This is a genomic window from Nonomuraea sp. NPDC050478 (assembly GCF_044458265.1).
In the GTDB taxonomy this organism is placed as follows: Bacteria; Actinomycetota; Actinomycetes; order Streptosporangiales; family Streptosporangiaceae; genus Nonomuraea; species Nonomuraea ferruginea.
Genome location: NZ_JBITHT010000005.1, coordinates 311831 through 325781, shown reverse-complemented (window position 1 = coordinate 325781; position 13951 = coordinate 311831). Strand labels below are relative to the sequence as shown.

General features: G+C 70.3%; 13 protein-coding genes. 3 read left to right on the top strand and 10 right to left on the bottom strand.

Annotated features, from left to right (window positions below; all coding sequences use genetic code 11):
* Positions 1-46: 46 nt before the first annotated feature.
* The gene (locus ACIBF7_RS26340; RefSeq protein ID WP_364226242.1) at positions 47-850 is read right to left on the bottom strand and encodes a glycerophosphodiester phosphodiesterase family protein; all 804 of its coding nucleotides are present in this window, start codon (positions 848-850) and stop codon (positions 47-49) included.
* Positions 851-1096: 246 nt separating this feature from the next.
* Here ACIBF7_RS26340 and ACIBF7_RS26335 point away from each other — a divergent pair, with 246 nt between their 5' ends.
* A complete protein-coding gene (locus ACIBF7_RS26335; RefSeq protein ID WP_397198381.1) occupies positions 1097-2272 on the top strand; it encodes a PQQ-binding-like beta-propeller repeat protein in 1176 nt (391 codons plus the stop codon).
* Between the two features lie 26 nt (positions 2273-2298).
* Here the strand turns inward: ACIBF7_RS26335 and ACIBF7_RS26330 are convergent, their stop codons facing one another.
* On the bottom strand, positions 2299-3510 hold the full coding sequence (locus tag ACIBF7_RS26330; RefSeq protein ID WP_397198380.1) for a hypothetical protein: 1212 nt from the start codon (positions 3508-3510) through the stop codon (positions 2299-2301).
* Between the two features lie 124 nt (positions 3511-3634).
* On the opposite strand from ACIBF7_RS26330, the gene ACIBF7_RS26325 reads away from it, so the two are divergent.
* Positions 3635-4117, top strand: coding sequence for an FBP domain-containing protein (locus ACIBF7_RS26325; RefSeq protein ID WP_148033979.1), 483 nt, complete (start codon positions 3635-3637; stop codon positions 4115-4117).
* Here the strand turns inward: ACIBF7_RS26325 and ACIBF7_RS26320 are convergent, their stop codons facing one another.
* From ACIBF7_RS26320 to ACIBF7_RS26295, 6 genes are all read right to left on the bottom strand, one after another.
* Positions 4118-5365, bottom strand: a complete 1248-nt coding sequence (locus tag ACIBF7_RS26320; protein WP_397198379.1) for a phosphatidylserine/phosphatidylglycerophosphate/cardiolipin synthase family protein — start codon at positions 5363-5365, stop codon at positions 4118-4120. It abuts the gene before it with no gap.
* 76 nt (positions 5366-5441) lie between these two features.
* Positions 5442-6437 (bottom strand): LacI family DNA-binding transcriptional regulator, encoded by a 996-nt coding sequence (locus ACIBF7_RS26315; RefSeq protein WP_271275475.1) that lies wholly within the window; start codon positions 6435-6437, stop codon positions 5442-5444.
* A 33-nt stretch (positions 6438-6470) separates the two neighbouring features.
* Positions 6471-7841: a GH1 family beta-glucosidase gene (locus tag ACIBF7_RS26310; RefSeq protein WP_397198378.1), complete on the bottom strand. Its 1371-nt coding sequence runs from the start codon at positions 7839-7841 to the stop codon at positions 6471-6473.
* Positions 7838-8641: a carbohydrate ABC transporter permease gene (locus tag ACIBF7_RS26305; protein WP_148033975.1), complete on the bottom strand. Its 804-nt coding sequence runs from the start codon at positions 8639-8641 to the stop codon at positions 7838-7840. Before ACIBF7_RS26305 ends, ACIBF7_RS26310 begins: the two co-directional genes overlap by 4 nt.
* Positions 8638-9594: a carbohydrate ABC transporter permease gene (locus tag ACIBF7_RS26300; RefSeq protein WP_148033974.1), complete on the bottom strand. Its 957-nt coding sequence runs from the start codon at positions 9592-9594 to the stop codon at positions 8638-8640. Before ACIBF7_RS26300 ends, ACIBF7_RS26305 begins: the two co-directional genes overlap by 4 nt.
* The gene (locus ACIBF7_RS26295) at positions 9591-10895 is read right to left on the bottom strand and encodes an ABC transporter substrate-binding protein (protein WP_148033973.1); all 1305 of its coding nucleotides are present in this window, start codon (positions 10893-10895) and stop codon (positions 9591-9593) included. Before ACIBF7_RS26295 ends, ACIBF7_RS26300 begins: the two co-directional genes overlap by 4 nt.
* Positions 10896-11005: 110 nt before the next feature.
* Between ACIBF7_RS26295 and ACIBF7_RS26290 the strand changes: the two genes are divergently transcribed.
* Positions 11006-11224, top strand: a complete 219-nt coding sequence (locus tag ACIBF7_RS26290) for a hypothetical protein (RefSeq protein ID WP_397198377.1) — start codon at positions 11006-11008, stop codon at positions 11222-11224.
* Here the strand turns inward: ACIBF7_RS26290 and ACIBF7_RS26285 are convergent.
* Positions 11217-12104 (bottom strand): serine/threonine-protein kinase, encoded by an 888-nt coding sequence (locus tag ACIBF7_RS26285; protein ID WP_148033972.1) that lies wholly within the window; start codon positions 12102-12104, stop codon positions 11217-11219. The two genes, ACIBF7_RS26290 and ACIBF7_RS26285, sit on opposite strands and share 8 nt — an antisense overlap.
* Positions 12105-12144: 40 nt before the next feature.
* Complete coding sequence (locus tag ACIBF7_RS26280) at positions 12145-13908, bottom strand: class I SAM-dependent DNA methyltransferase (protein WP_397198376.1); 1764 nt, start codon at positions 13906-13908, stop codon at positions 12145-12147.
* Positions 13909-13951: the final 43 nt, after the last annotated feature.

The window sequence follows — 13951 nt, the reverse complement described above, 5'->3', positions numbered from 1 at the left end:
TCACCGTCAGCTGCCGTTGAAGATCACTGACCTGCGGCGAACGGCGCTAGCCGCACTTGCCGGTAAGCCAGGCGCGGTATTCCCTCGGGTAGTTGGTCATCACGCTCTTCGGGGCCTGGTTCAGCACCTGCTGCCATCGGCTCGCGTTGCCGCTCCACGCGGGCGGCGGCTCCTCCCAGCCCACGCCGTCGGTCCAGCGGGCCTCGGAGCCCTTGAGCAGGCCGGGGTGGCGTCTGGCCAGTTCGGCCTGGATCCAGGAGTCCTGCGAGTAGACGAGGATGCGCTGCGCGGCCTGGCGTTCGGTGATCGGGTCGGAGATCTCCTTCCAGGCCGCCGTCGCGTACGTGGGGTCGGACAGCGCGCCCCGGGCCTCGGGCTTGACTTCCAGCAGCGCTACCAGGCCGCGTGAGCGCACGTGGTCGAGCCACTGCCGCAGCGTGTAGACCTGCTCTCCCTGGTACGGGCCGCGCGCGACGCGCCGGTCGCGCAGGTTGTCGCTGCCGGCCGTCCACCAGAGGGCGGTGATGTTCTTCCTGGTGCCCGTCAGGCCGTTCGTGGTGGTGTTGTGCCACATGACGGCCTTGGTGCCGTGCCTGGTGAGCTGGACGTCGCCTTCCACCCCGTCGGCGCCCCATGCTTTCTGGTCGTCCAGGGCGCGGACGTTGTTGGGCTGGCGGATCTTGTCCCGGTCCCACGGGTTGGAGCCGGAGGGGTAGCCGCCGTGTCCGAAGACCTGCGGGCAGGCGACCACGCGAGCCGCATCCGTACGGGCGTGCGCCGAGGGCGGGACGGCCGCCCAGGTGATCGCGGCCAGTGATGCGGCGATGGCCGCGTTCGTCCTGATCGTCATAAGGGTCCGACTCCGTACGTGATCGAGGGGGTGATCCGCAGGCGCAGCGTACGTGCCGGGTACCACGTGATCAAGAGGGCGTCGGCACGGCTCCGTCAGGTTGCCTCGCCCACCGATAGACGTGAGAATCACTGACCCATGGCTGTCTTAAGGATCACAGGCACTGTCGCGATACTCTGCCTTGCGCTCTCGTCAGGCTGCGGATTGCTGCCCGGAACACCGAACACGTCCGAAGGCCCGCACCGGGTGCCGGTCGAGTCACCGGCCCGGCCCGGCGACGACGGCGCCGGTGTGCCGGAGGCCCTCTCGCATCACTGGGTCGGCCTCAACCCGGTCTGGACGGTCGAGCAGATCGACAAGACGCCCCAGCACTACGGCCTGGTCTCCGACGGCGTCCGCTTCGTAGCGATGCGCAAGGAGATCAAGGGCGGTGCGCGCGGCGAGCTGACCGGCTACGACGGCGCGACCGGCAAGCGGCTGTGGCAGCGGGAGCTGGCCTGGAGCGGGTCGAGCGCGCCGGTCGCCGAGGACGAGACGATGGTGGTCGCCCTCGGCGACGAGGTGGACAACAGGATCGAGGTGCCCGCGGAGTTCGTGGCGCTCGACACCACCACCGGCGAGGAGCGGTGGCGTGCCAAGGTGCGGCAGCGCGCGTTCATGACCTCCCACCTCTTCCTGCCTGCGCCCGCGCAGGGCGCCATCCTGGACGGCGTCTTCTACTACGCCGACGGGGCCAAGCTGTACGGGCGTGACCTCGTCACCGGCAAGGTGCGGCACCAGCGCACCAGCAAGACGCACCTCGCCGTGGCGGGGCCCGTGGCCGCCGGGGATCGGCTGGTGATCCTGGTCCGGCCGGACCCGTTCAGGCATCAGGAGAACCTCGATGGCAACGTCCGCAGCGCGGCCGTGCTCAGCAAGACACTCACCCCTGTGCACCAGCTCGACCTCCCGAAGGGAACCGAGGCCACTCAGGTGACCTCCGGCGGCGACATCGCCGTCGTCAGCGAGGGCGGCGGTACAAACCGGCACATGTGGGGCATCGACGCCCATACGGGCAAACTGCTGTGGAACCAGCCGCTCGGGAAATCCCAGTTCGTCGGCCCGCCGGTGGGGAACGTCCTGCCCCTCGTGGACTCCTCGCGCAACCACGAGCAGCAGTTCGTCGGCCACGACCTCCTCACCGGCCGGAAGCTGTGGAAGCTCGCGCCCCGCCAGGCCGAGAACCGCGTGGACAGGAGCCGGGCGATGGGCGTGGCCGACGGCACGCTGTTCGGCCTCGGCCACGGCGTCGAGATCGTCGATCCGTCGACCGGGAAGATCACGTTCGCCGCCCAGTTCACCCCGCGCGGCGGCGGCCTGGTCACCGCCGCAGGGGGGCGCATCGTGATCTACAACCACGACGGGCTCATGGGCTTCGACTGACACTTCCGGGACGATTCGACGGATCGCTAAGGGAATGAACGGCGGCGGCGGAGGAGCAGGCCGCCCGCGCCGGCGGCCAGGACGAGAGCGGACCCGGCCAGGACGAACATCCGCCCGTCGGGGCCCGCGTCGCCGCCGGCCCCGGTGGCGACCCCTTCACGGGGGGTGATCGACCTCCGGGGTTCCTCGGAGTCGTCCTCGGTGGGGGTCACGGTGACGACGGCCGTCTTGGTCGGGGTGGCGGAGGCGGAGGGCGAGGCGGAGCCGTCGCCGATGGTCAGGGTGTAGGTCTTGAGCGAACCAGGGCTGGTCGGCTCGCACTCGATGAGAGGCTCGGTCGGCCGCGGCCCGAAGTTGACGGAGGCGGGTTTCACGGTCGCGGTGCCCGCGCGCCCCGAGGTCGTCTTCATGTCCACCGAGGCCGGCAGCGCGATCGGCTGACCGACGGCGACGCCGCTCAGCTCGCCGACGCCGGTGGCCGAGGTGAGCCCGGTCAGGCCGGAGATCGACGCGTACGCGTACATCTTGAGACCCGTCGTCGGCAGCCCGTTGGGCGCTTCCAGCTCGGCGCCGCTCTCGTACGTGCCCTTCCAGCCGATCGTGAACTGCTCGCCGACCTTGGGGTTGGCGGCCGGCAGCGTCAGGGTGGTCCTGATGCGGACGGTCTGGGGGGCGCCGGAGGTGGGGGTGCAGGTGTAGTCGACCACGTCACCGGTGCCGCCGCCGCCTCCGTCCTGGCCGACCGTGACGGTCACGCTCTCGGTGCCGGTGGTGGTGCACGTCGTCACGTCGGTGGGGGTGACGGCCAGGGCGAGCTTGAGGCTGCCGGTCTCGGTGGAGGGCTTGATCGTCACCTGGCCGCCGGTGGTGGCGGTGATCTGTACGGTGCTCGTCACCTGGCCCGCGGGCACCGCGGTGGTGCCGGGCGTGACGCTCGCGCCGGTCTTCGACAGGTCGGCGTGGGTGCCGCCGGTGACCGCGAGCTTGCCGTTGACCTGGACCTGGGTGGTGGCGGTCGGCGCGGTGCGCAGGGTCAGCGCGGGGATGGCCCACTTCGCCTCGAACGAGCCGCTCGCGGTGTCCGGCACGACGATCGGCACGCTCAGCGTGGTGTTGCTGAAGGGGCCTCCGGAGCAGGTGTACGCCACCGTCAACGTCTTGTCGGCCGCCTGCGCGGGTGCGGCGGCGGACAGGAGCACCAGGCCGATGGCCGATGCCACCACGGCGAGCTTCGGCACGATCCGTCTCCCTGTCGATGGGATGAAAGGACCGCACCACGATGGCATCCTTTGGTCACATCTGTATCGAGATCAGCATCCTTCGGCAAATAATCGCTTGCCTGGGCCTCCTAGCCTGGAATTCATGAGACCTCTCACCGAACCCCAGATTCGCACCTCGTTCGTCAACTGCACCAAGGGTGAGGCGTCCCGTCTGCACGTGCCGCGTGACCTGCCCGGCCAGCCCTGGGACGACCTGGACTTCCTCGGCTGGCGCGACCCGAAGGCCCCCGACCGCGCCTACCTGGTGGCCGAGCGCGACGGCGGCCCGGTCGGCGTCGCGCTCCGCCTCGTCACCGCCCGCCACGGCCACCAGCGCCGCAGCATGTGCTCGCTCTGCCTCACCACCCACACCGGCAGCGGCGTCGCCCTCGTTTCGGCCCGCAGGCGCCGCGGCGAGGCCGACTCGGTGGGCGCCTACGTGTGCGCGGACCTCGCGTGCCCGCTGTACGTACGAGGCAGGCGCAAGCCGGAGTTCGGCGAGCGCCTGGAGGAGTCGCTGACCCTGGACGAGCAGGTCGACCGCATGACGGCCAACCTGCATGCCTTCCTGGACCGCGTGGCCTGATCAGGTGCGGTTCTTGCAGGTGTCGCGCACCTTGTAGAAGTACGACAGGTACTCGGTGTGCACGTCCCGCCCGGAGATCCTGATCTGGGCGTCGTCCGCGTTCTCCAGGTGGGTGAAGTTGGCGCTGCCGGTGTAGACGCGGGGCGTGATGTCGTCGTCGTAGAAGCCGTCGGTCATCATCAGCTTCAGGTGCGGCACGACCGAGCGGCCGCCGGCGGTGAAGCGGCAGGGGGTCACCTGGATGCGGCGGCCGTTGACGGTCTTGGCCAGCTCGGCGCGGATGGTGGCGTCGGCGTTGCCGGTGCCGTCGGCGCTCTTGTAGTAGACCAGGTCCACCCAGCAGTTCTCGCCCCGCAGCCGGACCAGCTCCTGGGCGATGGCCAGCCGGTGCTGGTTGAAGTGGGTCAGCACGAGCCTGATGTCGGTCTGGCGGTAGACCCCGTCGGTGTCCTGGTAGCGGCACTCGACGAGCTTGAGGATGTTGGCGATGGGGTCGCCGCTCGACCTGGCGCGCGGGAAGAACGTGGCCCGGTACTTCGAGCCGGTCGGGGTGGTCCAGTAGTAGGCGGGGTTGGGTGCCTGCCGTCGGCCCAGCCGCAGGTCGTCGAAGTACTTGTAGTAACCGTTGTAGACGGCGGCGTCGGTCAGGGTGAACGCGTCGTTGTAGGAGTTGTACAGATACCAGTCGGACAGGTTGGACGAGGTCTGGAAGACGACGTTCCCGTGCGTGGTCCCGTCCACCTCGATGCCGGAGAACAGCGCGAACTTGCTGTGCAGGTAGTCGCGGCCGATGCAGCCGCGGTCGACCGCCGACGGGTTGGGATACTCGCAGCCGATCACGTACGAGCCGGCGCTCTCGTTCGCGCCGAGCACGGCCTTGAGGCGGGCGGTGATCTCGTCGTTGGCCCCGTTCTCCATGTCGTCGAGGATGACCTTGACGCGGACGCCGCGCTGGTGCGCCTGGATGAGCGCGTCGGCCACCTCGGTGGAGCGCTGGCCGGGGGAGAACTGGTGGTTGACGAACCTGATCTCGCTGGCCGTCCTGGCGGCCCTGATCAGCCGGATGAGCTGGTCCATCACGGCCGACTGCTGGGCGCTGGGCGTGCCGGGCACGCCGGAGTCGGCGACCGGGTCGTTGAACACGGGCGCGTTCAGCACCGGCGGGCCGGTGACGTCGGCGGACGCGCTGCCGGCGGGTAACAGGGCCGCGGCCAGGCATAAGGCCACGAGCGTGGCGATTTTCTTCATGAAGAGCGCCTTTCTGCGTGACAGTTTTCGCTGCTCGACTGTCATACGCGGAAAGATCGCCTGTCAAGGGCCCCTGTCAGGTGGACTCGCGGATCACCAGCTCCGTCGGGAGGACGACCGGCTCGGCCGGGAGGCCCTCGAACAGGTCCAGCAGCAGCCGCACCATCGCCGCCGTCTGCTCGATGACCGGGTGGCGGATCGTGGTCAGCGGCGGCTCGGTGTACTTGGCCGCCTCGATGTCGTCGAAGCCCACCAGCGCCACGTCGTCGGGCACCCGCCGGCCCGCCTGCCGCAGCGACTGCAGGGCGCCCACCGCCATCAGGTCGTTGGCCACGAACACCGCGTCGAGCTGCGGGTCGTCGCCGAGGAGCTGCCGCATGGCGACCGCGCCGGATTCGCGGGTGAAGTCGCCCACGGCGACGATCGAGCGGCGGTCGGAGTCGCGCAGCACGTTGCGGTAGCCGGTGAGCCTGTCCTGCCCGCCGATCATGTCCTGCGGCCCCGCGATGGTGGCGATGCGCCTGCGCCCCTGCTCCACCAGATGGCGCACCGCGGCCTCGGCCCCGCCCACGTTGTCGTTGTCGGCGTACGGGATGTCGACCGGGACGGCGGGCCGGCCGTACGAGACGACCGGGACGCGCAGCCGGGACAGCGCGCTCGGCAGCGGGTCGGCGCCGTGCATGGAGATGAGCATGACCCCGTCGACGTGCCCGCCCGCGATGTAACGCTCCACCCGGGCGTGGCTCTTGGCCGACGAGGCCAGCATGAGCACGACCTGCTTGTTGACCGTCTCCAGCTCCAGGCTGGCCGAGCGGATCACCGTGGAGAACAGCGGGTCCTCCGAGAACACCCTGGTCGGCGGCTCGGAGACGACCAGGGCGATCGAGTCGGTGCGCTGGGTGACCAGGCTGCGCGCCGCCGAGTTGGGCACGTAGCCCAGCTCGTCGATGGCGCGCAGCACGGCGTCGCGGATCTGCGGGGCCACCGTCGTCTGGCCGTTGACGACACGGGACGCGGTGGCCCGCGAGACGCCCGCGCGGGCCGCGACCGCTTCCAGGGTGGGACGTCTCATGGCAACACCAAAAGGGAGGGCACGGAAGGAAATCTACAGGCGGTTCGCGGCGATCACATCGCGATACCACAGCGCGCTGTCCTTGAGGACCCTGACCTGCGTCGCGTAGTCCACGTGCACGATGCCGAACCTGCGCCGGTAGCCCTCCGCCCACTCGAAGTTGTCGAGCAGCGACCAGACGAGATACCCCCGGAGGTCGGCCCCCGCCTCGATGGCCCGGCCCACCTCGCGCAGGTGGCCGCGGAGGAAGGACACCCGGTCCGCGTCGTGGACCCTGCCGTCCTCCACCACGTCGTCGAAGGCCGCGCCGTTCTCGGTGACCATGAGGCCCACGTCCGGATAGTCCTTCGACAGCCGCACCAGCAGCCGCGACAGGCCGTCGGGCACGATCGGCCAGCCCATCGCGGTGACCGGCGCGTCGGCGGGGGCGAAGCGGATGTCCTCCGAACCCGGCCAGGCCGCGTCCGCCGGCAGCCCGGGCCCCGCCTCGACGACGCACGGGTTGTAGTAGTTGATCCCGATCAGGTCGATCGGCGCGTTGATCGCCTCCAGGTCGCCGTCCAGGATGTGGCCGGTGCCGCCGTTGCGCCCGGCGGCGGCCAGCACCTCCTTTGGGTAGCGGCCGTGGAGCGCGGGGTCCAGGAACTGCCGGGTCAGCAGCGCGTGGACCCGGTCGACGGCCGCCGCGTCGGCCTCGTCCGGCACCGCCTCGTGGTCGTTCACCTGGGCCGGGGTGAGCACGGGGGAGGAGTTGACGACCAGCATGATGCTGGCCGCGCCCGCCTCCCGCAGCCGGGCCGCCGCCAGGCCGTGGCCCAGCAGCAGGTGGTGGGCCGAGCGCATGGCGGAGGCCGGGTCCTTGCGGCCGGGCGCGTGCACGCCGTTGCCGTAGCCGAGGAAGGCCGCCACCCACGGCTCGTTCAGCGTCGCCCAGTTCTGTACGCGGTCGCCCAGCCGGTCGTGCACGACGGCCGCGTACTCGGCGAAGCGGTGGGCGGTGTCGCGGTCCGCCCAGCCGCCCCGGTCCTCCAGCGCCTGCGGGAGGTCCCAGTGGTAGAGCGTGAGGTACGGGGAGATCCCGGCCTCCAGCAGCTCGTCCACGAGCCTGTCGTAGAAGGCCAGCCCGCGCGGGTTCGCCGGCCCGCGCCCGTCGGGCTGGATGCGCGGCCAGGCCACCGAGAACCGGTAGGCGGCCAGGCCCAGCTCGCGCATGAGGGCGACGTCGTCGCGGTATCGGTGGTAGTGGTCGCAGGCGACGTCGCCGGTGTCGCCGTCGGCCACGTTGCCGGGGGCGTGGGAGAAGGTGTCCCAGATCGACTGGCCTCGCCCGTCCTCCTTGACCGCCCCCTCGATCTGATAGGAAGCCGTAGCGGCACCCCAGACGAAGTTTTCCGGGAAAATCATCCCTTGACCGCTCCTTGCATGATTCCGCCGATGATTTGCTTGCCGAACAGGGCGAAGACGATGACGAGCGGCAGGGTCCCCACCGCCGTGCCCGCCAGGCCCAGTACGTAGTCGTTGACGTATCCGCTGGCCAGTGTCGACAGCGCCACCTGGACCGTCGGGTTGTCCGGGGTGAGCACGACGAGCGGCCAGAAGTAGTCGTTCCAGGCCGACATGAACGTCAGCATGCCCAGCACGGCCGCCGCGGGCCGGGCGGCGGGCAGCACGACGTGCCAGAACAGCCCCCAGGTCGTGCAGCCGTCGACCCGCCCCGCCTCCAGCAGCTCCGTCGGCAGCGCCCTGCTCAGGTACTGCGTCATGAAGAACACGCCGAAGGCGTTGACCAGTGCCGGCACGATCAGCGCGTAGTTGGTGCCGGTCCACTCCAGCTTGATCATGAGCATGTAGAGCGGGATGATGCCCAGCTGGGCCGGCACCATCATGGTCGCGACCGTGATCACGAGCATGATGTTCTTGCCCCTGAAGCGCAGCTTGGCGAAGGCGAACCCGGCCAGCGTCGAGAAGAACATCACCGCGATCGAGATCGACCCGGCCACGATGAACGAGTTGAGCAGCGCCAGCCCGAACGGCACCGTGTCGAAGACGCGGGCCACGTTGGCGAAGAAGTTGCCGCCGGGCAGCAGCGGCGGCGGCACCTGGGCCAGCGCCGAGTTGTGCCGGGAGGCCACCACCACGCTGTAGTAGAGCGGGAAAGCGGAGAAGAACGCCACCGCCGTCAGCGTCAGATAGCGCAGCTTCATATCACTCCGCCCTTCACGCGCCTGGTCACCAGGTAGTTGATGCCGGCGACGACCACGACGAACAGGAACATCACCCACGAGGCCGCCGAGGCGTAGCCGAAGTCGAACTTGGTGAACCCGTGCTCGTAGACGTAGAGCGCCAGCGTCTGGAACTGCCGGTCGGGCCCGCCCGTGACGAGGCCGCCCCCGCCGCCGCTGCTGGTGCCGAAGAGCAGCGGCTCGGCGATGACCTGCATGGCGCCGATGGTCGAGACGATGACCACGAAGATGATCGTCGGCCGGATCATCGGCACGGTGATCCTGACCAACTGCTTGAGGTTGCTCGCCCCGTCCAGGGTGGCGGCCTCGTACAGCTCGCGCGGCACGGCCTGCATGGCGGCCAGGAAGATGAGCGCGTTGTAGCCCGTCCACCGCCACATGATCATCACCGAGAGGGCGAGGTGCGAGGTCGCGGTGCCGGCGGCCCAGTCGATCTGGCCCACGCCGAACCACGACAGCACCCAGTTGATCAGGCCGAAGTCCCGCCCGAACAGCTGGCTGAAGATGACCACCACGGCCACGACGCTGGTGACGTTGGGCACCAGCAGCGAGACCCGGAAGAGGGTCTGGAAGCGCAGCCGCCTGTTCAGCAGGTGCGCCAGCCAGATGGCCAGCACGAGCTGCGGCGCGGTCGACAGGATGCCGATCGACAGGGTGTTGAAGGTGGCGTTCCAGAAGTAGTCGTCGGCCAGCAGCGTCCCGTAGTTCCGCATCCCGACGAAGGTCTGCTCCTCGTCCAGGAGCGTCCACTCGTGCAGGCTGACCCAGGCCGTGTAGGCGAGCGGGAACAGGCCGAACGCGGCGAACAGCAGGAAGAAGGGCGCCACGTAGGCGTACGGCGACACCCTCGTGTCGAGGGTGTGCCGCACACTTGTCCTACGCCTCCGCCCTACAGCGAGAGGGAGGGTGCTCATTTGATCTTCTTGACGTCCTCGAGAACCTGCGCCCACGCCTCGTCCGGGGTCTGCTTGCCCTGCTCGACCCGGCCCAGGCCGTTGCCGATGGCGACCCGTACGTCGGCCTCCTTCGGGCCGAGGTGCTGCGGCTTCAGCGCCTTGGCGGCCTCGGAGTAGATCTTGCCGATCGGGGCGTCACCGAAGAACGGCTTGGTGAACGACTGGATCGACGGGTCGTCGTACAGGGCGGGGATGGACGGGAAGGTGCCCTCCTCCTTGAAGACCTTGGCCTGGTTCTCCTTGGAGGTCAGGAAGTCGATCAGCTCGGCGGCCTCCTTCGGGTGCTTGCTCTGCGCGGGCACCATCAGGTGGGAGCCGCCGCTGTTGCCGGAGCCGCCGGGCACGGTGGCGATGTCCCACTTGCCGGAGGCGTCCTGGGCCTGCTCCTGGATGAACCCGGTCATCCAGGCCGGGCAGATGATGGTGGCGAACGAGCCCTTGGCGAAGCCGGTGTTCCACGGCGGCGAGAAGGCCGCGAGCTTGGCGGTCAGGCCCTCGGTGGTGATCTGGTTGGACAGGTCCCAGGCCTTCTTCACGTCCGGGTTGGAGTCCACGATGATCGTGTCCTGCGCGTCGTAGAGCCCGACGGGCGCCTGGTTCACCATGGCGCGGAAGATCTCACCGGGGGAGTCGACGAACTTGGCGCCCTCCACGTTCGCGGCGGCGAACTTCTTGCCGGTGGCGATGTAGTCGTCCCACGTCGGCCAGAGCTGCCCGACCTCCTCCCGGTCCTCGGGCAGCCCGGCCTTCTTGAACAGGTCCTTGCGGTAGCACATGGCCAGGCCGCCGACGTCGGTGCCGAGGCCGAGCAGCTGCCCGCCGTCCTTGCTGAGGCCCTGCTGCCACTTCCAGTCGAGGTACTCCGGCTGCCGCTTGTCGAGCCCGAACTGCTTGAGGTCGGTGAACTTCTGCGGCTGCGCGGTGAAGGTGCTGATGTAGCCCACCTCGACGCCCTCGATGTCGGCGGCGCCGGCGTTCGTGGCCAGCCGCTTGACGAGGTTGTTGTGGTGGTCGTTGAACTGGGTGACGTTCTCGACGATCTCGACGTTCGGGTGGGTCTTCTTGTACTCCTCGTAGAGCGGCTTGAAGCCGAAGTCGCCGAAGAGGTTGACGGTCAGCTTGATCTTCTCCGCGGGCGCGGCGTCGGCGCCTGCGGTGTCGCCGCCGCCACCCCCGCCGCCGCCACCGCACGCGGTGGCGAGGCCGAGCAGGGACGCGGTGATCAAGGGTACGGCGATGCGCCGGAAACGAGGAGCCATGGAGCCCTCCGGGACTGGGAGCCTTGGGGAAGTTGCGAGAGAGCGCTCTCCGAAAACTTTCGGCCAGATCACCGCGGGCTGTCAACGGCTGTTGGGTAACGATCCCTGTTATGAAGAGAGCGATCTCAGGATCGGGAAGGCCCTCGCAGGCGGGCGGTGGCGGGTCCTTCCGGCCCTGCTCGGTGACCAGGCCGAGGCCGGACCTCCTCGAACACCGCGATGCCCGGCGCGCGCCGGACCCGCGGCCCGTACTCGCCCAGGGAGCGCTCTCTCAGCAGGTCGAGGGCGCGCAGGCGCACCGACTCGGCGCGGCCGCGGTCGTCAGCTGAGCACCCGGCCGACCATCCGCGCGTACATCCGCCCCGGGCTGGGAGAGGACGTGAGGAAGCCCGGCAGCATCGGCAGCGCCACCGCGAACGGTTCCAGCAACCGGTAGAGCTCGTCGGCGTCGGCGGGCCGGTCGCCCGGCTGCTTCTCCAGCAGCCGGGCCAGGAGGGCGCCCAGCCCGGCGGGAAGCCCGGGGATGGCCGGTGGCCGCTCCTTCACCTGCTTCTCGAACACCACGTAGTCGGTCGGCCCGGTGAACAGCTGCCTGCCCGTCAGCATCTCGTGCAGGACGCAGCCCAGGGAGTAGAGGTCGCTGCGGGGCTCGGCGACGCCGTGCTGGATCTGCTCCGGGGCCATGTAGGCGGGCGTGCCCAGGATCTGCCCGATCCGGGTGAAGGTGGTCACGTCGGCGTCCCGGAGCATCGCCAGGCCGAAGTCGAGCACCTTGACGCTGCCGTCGGGGCAGAGCATGAGGTTGGTCGGCTTGAGGTCGCGGTGACAGATCGACAGCGCGTGCGCGGCCGTCAGGACGGCGCAGGCCTGCGCGGCGATGGCGGCGGCCCACGGCACCGGCAGCGGCCCGTGCTCGCTCACCACGTCGGCCACCGTGACGCCCTCGATGAACTGCATCACCTGGTAGAGCCGCTGCTCGTGGGTGCCGAAGTCATAGAGGACGGGAGCGCCCGGGTGTTCGAGCCGGGCCAGGATGCGCGCCTCGCGGGTGAAGCGGAGCTCCAGCTCCTGATCGGGGCCGCTGGGCAGGCGCAGCAGCTTGACCGCGACCTTGCGATCGAGGTGGCGGTCGTGGCCCGCGTAGACGGCGCCCATGCCGCCCTGGCCGAGAGGAAGATCGTCGAGCACATAGCGGTCGCCGATGACCATATGCCCCCCTCCCGCGCCCTTCCGGGGAAAAACTACACCGTCAGGACTGTGGGTGCAGGTGGCCGTCGGTGAGCCCGTCGAGACCCAGCCGGATCAGCGTCTGGCCCAGCTCCGACGTCTCCCGCAGCGCGTCTTCGAGCACCGCGAGCTGCCGGAACGCCTCCCCGTACGGGCGCTGCTCCTTGAGCGAGAGCCGCGGCAGGCGGGTGCGCCGCACGTCGAACCTGCTGGAGCCGGTGGACGCGCGGCTCCCGGCCGCGCGCAGGAAGCCCGCCAGGAAGTCGGGGTCGAGCCTGCGGGCGTCGACGCGGTAGAGCGTCAGCTGCGGGCCGAGCACGCCGCCGCCGTCGGAGATCACCCGTACGGAGGAGTAGGAGGCGACCACGTCACCCGGCTGGATCGGGACCAGGCCCCGCTGGCTGATGGTGCGGCCGGACGGGGGAGCCCCGGCGGACAGGTCGTCGGCGGTCAGCACCGGGAGGTCGCCGTCGCCGACGGCCATCCTGGGCGGGGCCTGCGAGACCGCCACCAGGCCCTCCTTGATCAGGTCGCCGACCGTGGTGGCGGGCTGGTCGAGCGGCTGCTCCAGCACCTTGAGGTCGGGCGGCGTGGTCGCGGCCGCCAGGAACCGGTCGCGGGTCTCGGCGAACGCCCGGCCCACGTTCTCCCGCCGCTGGTGGCGGGCCGGGGTCATGTCGACCTCGTCGGCCAGCAGGTCGATGATGCGTACGGTCTGGCCGGAGCCGTCGCGCAGGTAGGCGCGCCAGGCCGGCTCCACGACGGACGGGTCGGCGGCGGCGTCGAGGATCAGCACGTCGGACGGCGGCCGCTCGCCCGCGGCCGGGCGGCGCAGCAGCCACAGGTCGCAGCCGGGCAGGGCCACCACGGCACGCAGCGCACCGGCGCGCAGCAGGTTGGCGCGGATGCGCCGGCCGGCCTTGCGGCTCGCGGCGGCGGGTGGCATGAGGATCGCGACCAGGCCGCCCGGCTTGACGTGGGTCAGGCAGTGTTGCACCCAGGCCAGCTCGGGCTCGCCGCGCGGCGGCAGGCCGTACTCCCACCGGGGGTCGCCGACCAGCTCCTCGTAGCCCCAGGCGCGCTCGTTGAACGGGGGGTCGCAGACGACCGCGTCGGCCTTCTCACCGGCGAACGCGTCGTGCCGCATGGCGTCGCCGGACGTGATGGTGGCGTCGGCGTCGCGCAGCCGCAGCCGCGAGGCCGCGATCGCGGCGGAGCTCTCGCTCAGCTCCTGCCCGAGCAGCCGCCGCGTCACCGCCCCGCCCCCGCCGGCGGCGTGGAGCAGGAGGGTGCCGACGCCGCAGGCGGGGTCGAGGACGGTGGGGGCGTCGCCGACGAGGGCGACCATCAGGCCGGCGATGTCGTCGCGGGTGACGGAGAGCTGCCGGGAGTGGGCCTCCAGATAGCGCTCGACGAGGAACTCGTAGGCCGTCAGCGCCCCGTGGCGCTCGGCCAGCTCCGACACCGGCTCCGCCTGCTCGGGCCCGAGGTCGCCGCCGCCCGAGGTCAGCAGGGCGCCGGCCTGGGCCACCACCTCGCCGAGTCGCAAATCTCCCGCGGTTTTCAGGCGTTGCCACGCACGGTCCGCCACCGACAACTGGTAGGACTTCCCGTAGCGGCGCAGCCACGCCTCCACTTGCGGCAGCGAGAAGAGGGGTTGATTGGCCGTGCCGCCTATGGGCAAGGGGAAGTCGTCGTGGCGGCGGCGCCAGTTGCTGACGGCGGCACGCCCGACACCGGCGAGCCGGGCGATGTCCCCGGCGTTCAGGGTCGGGTCGTGGCTCATGGGGCCACCATAGTTCAATGGAGTCTTCAGCGCATCTGCTTGT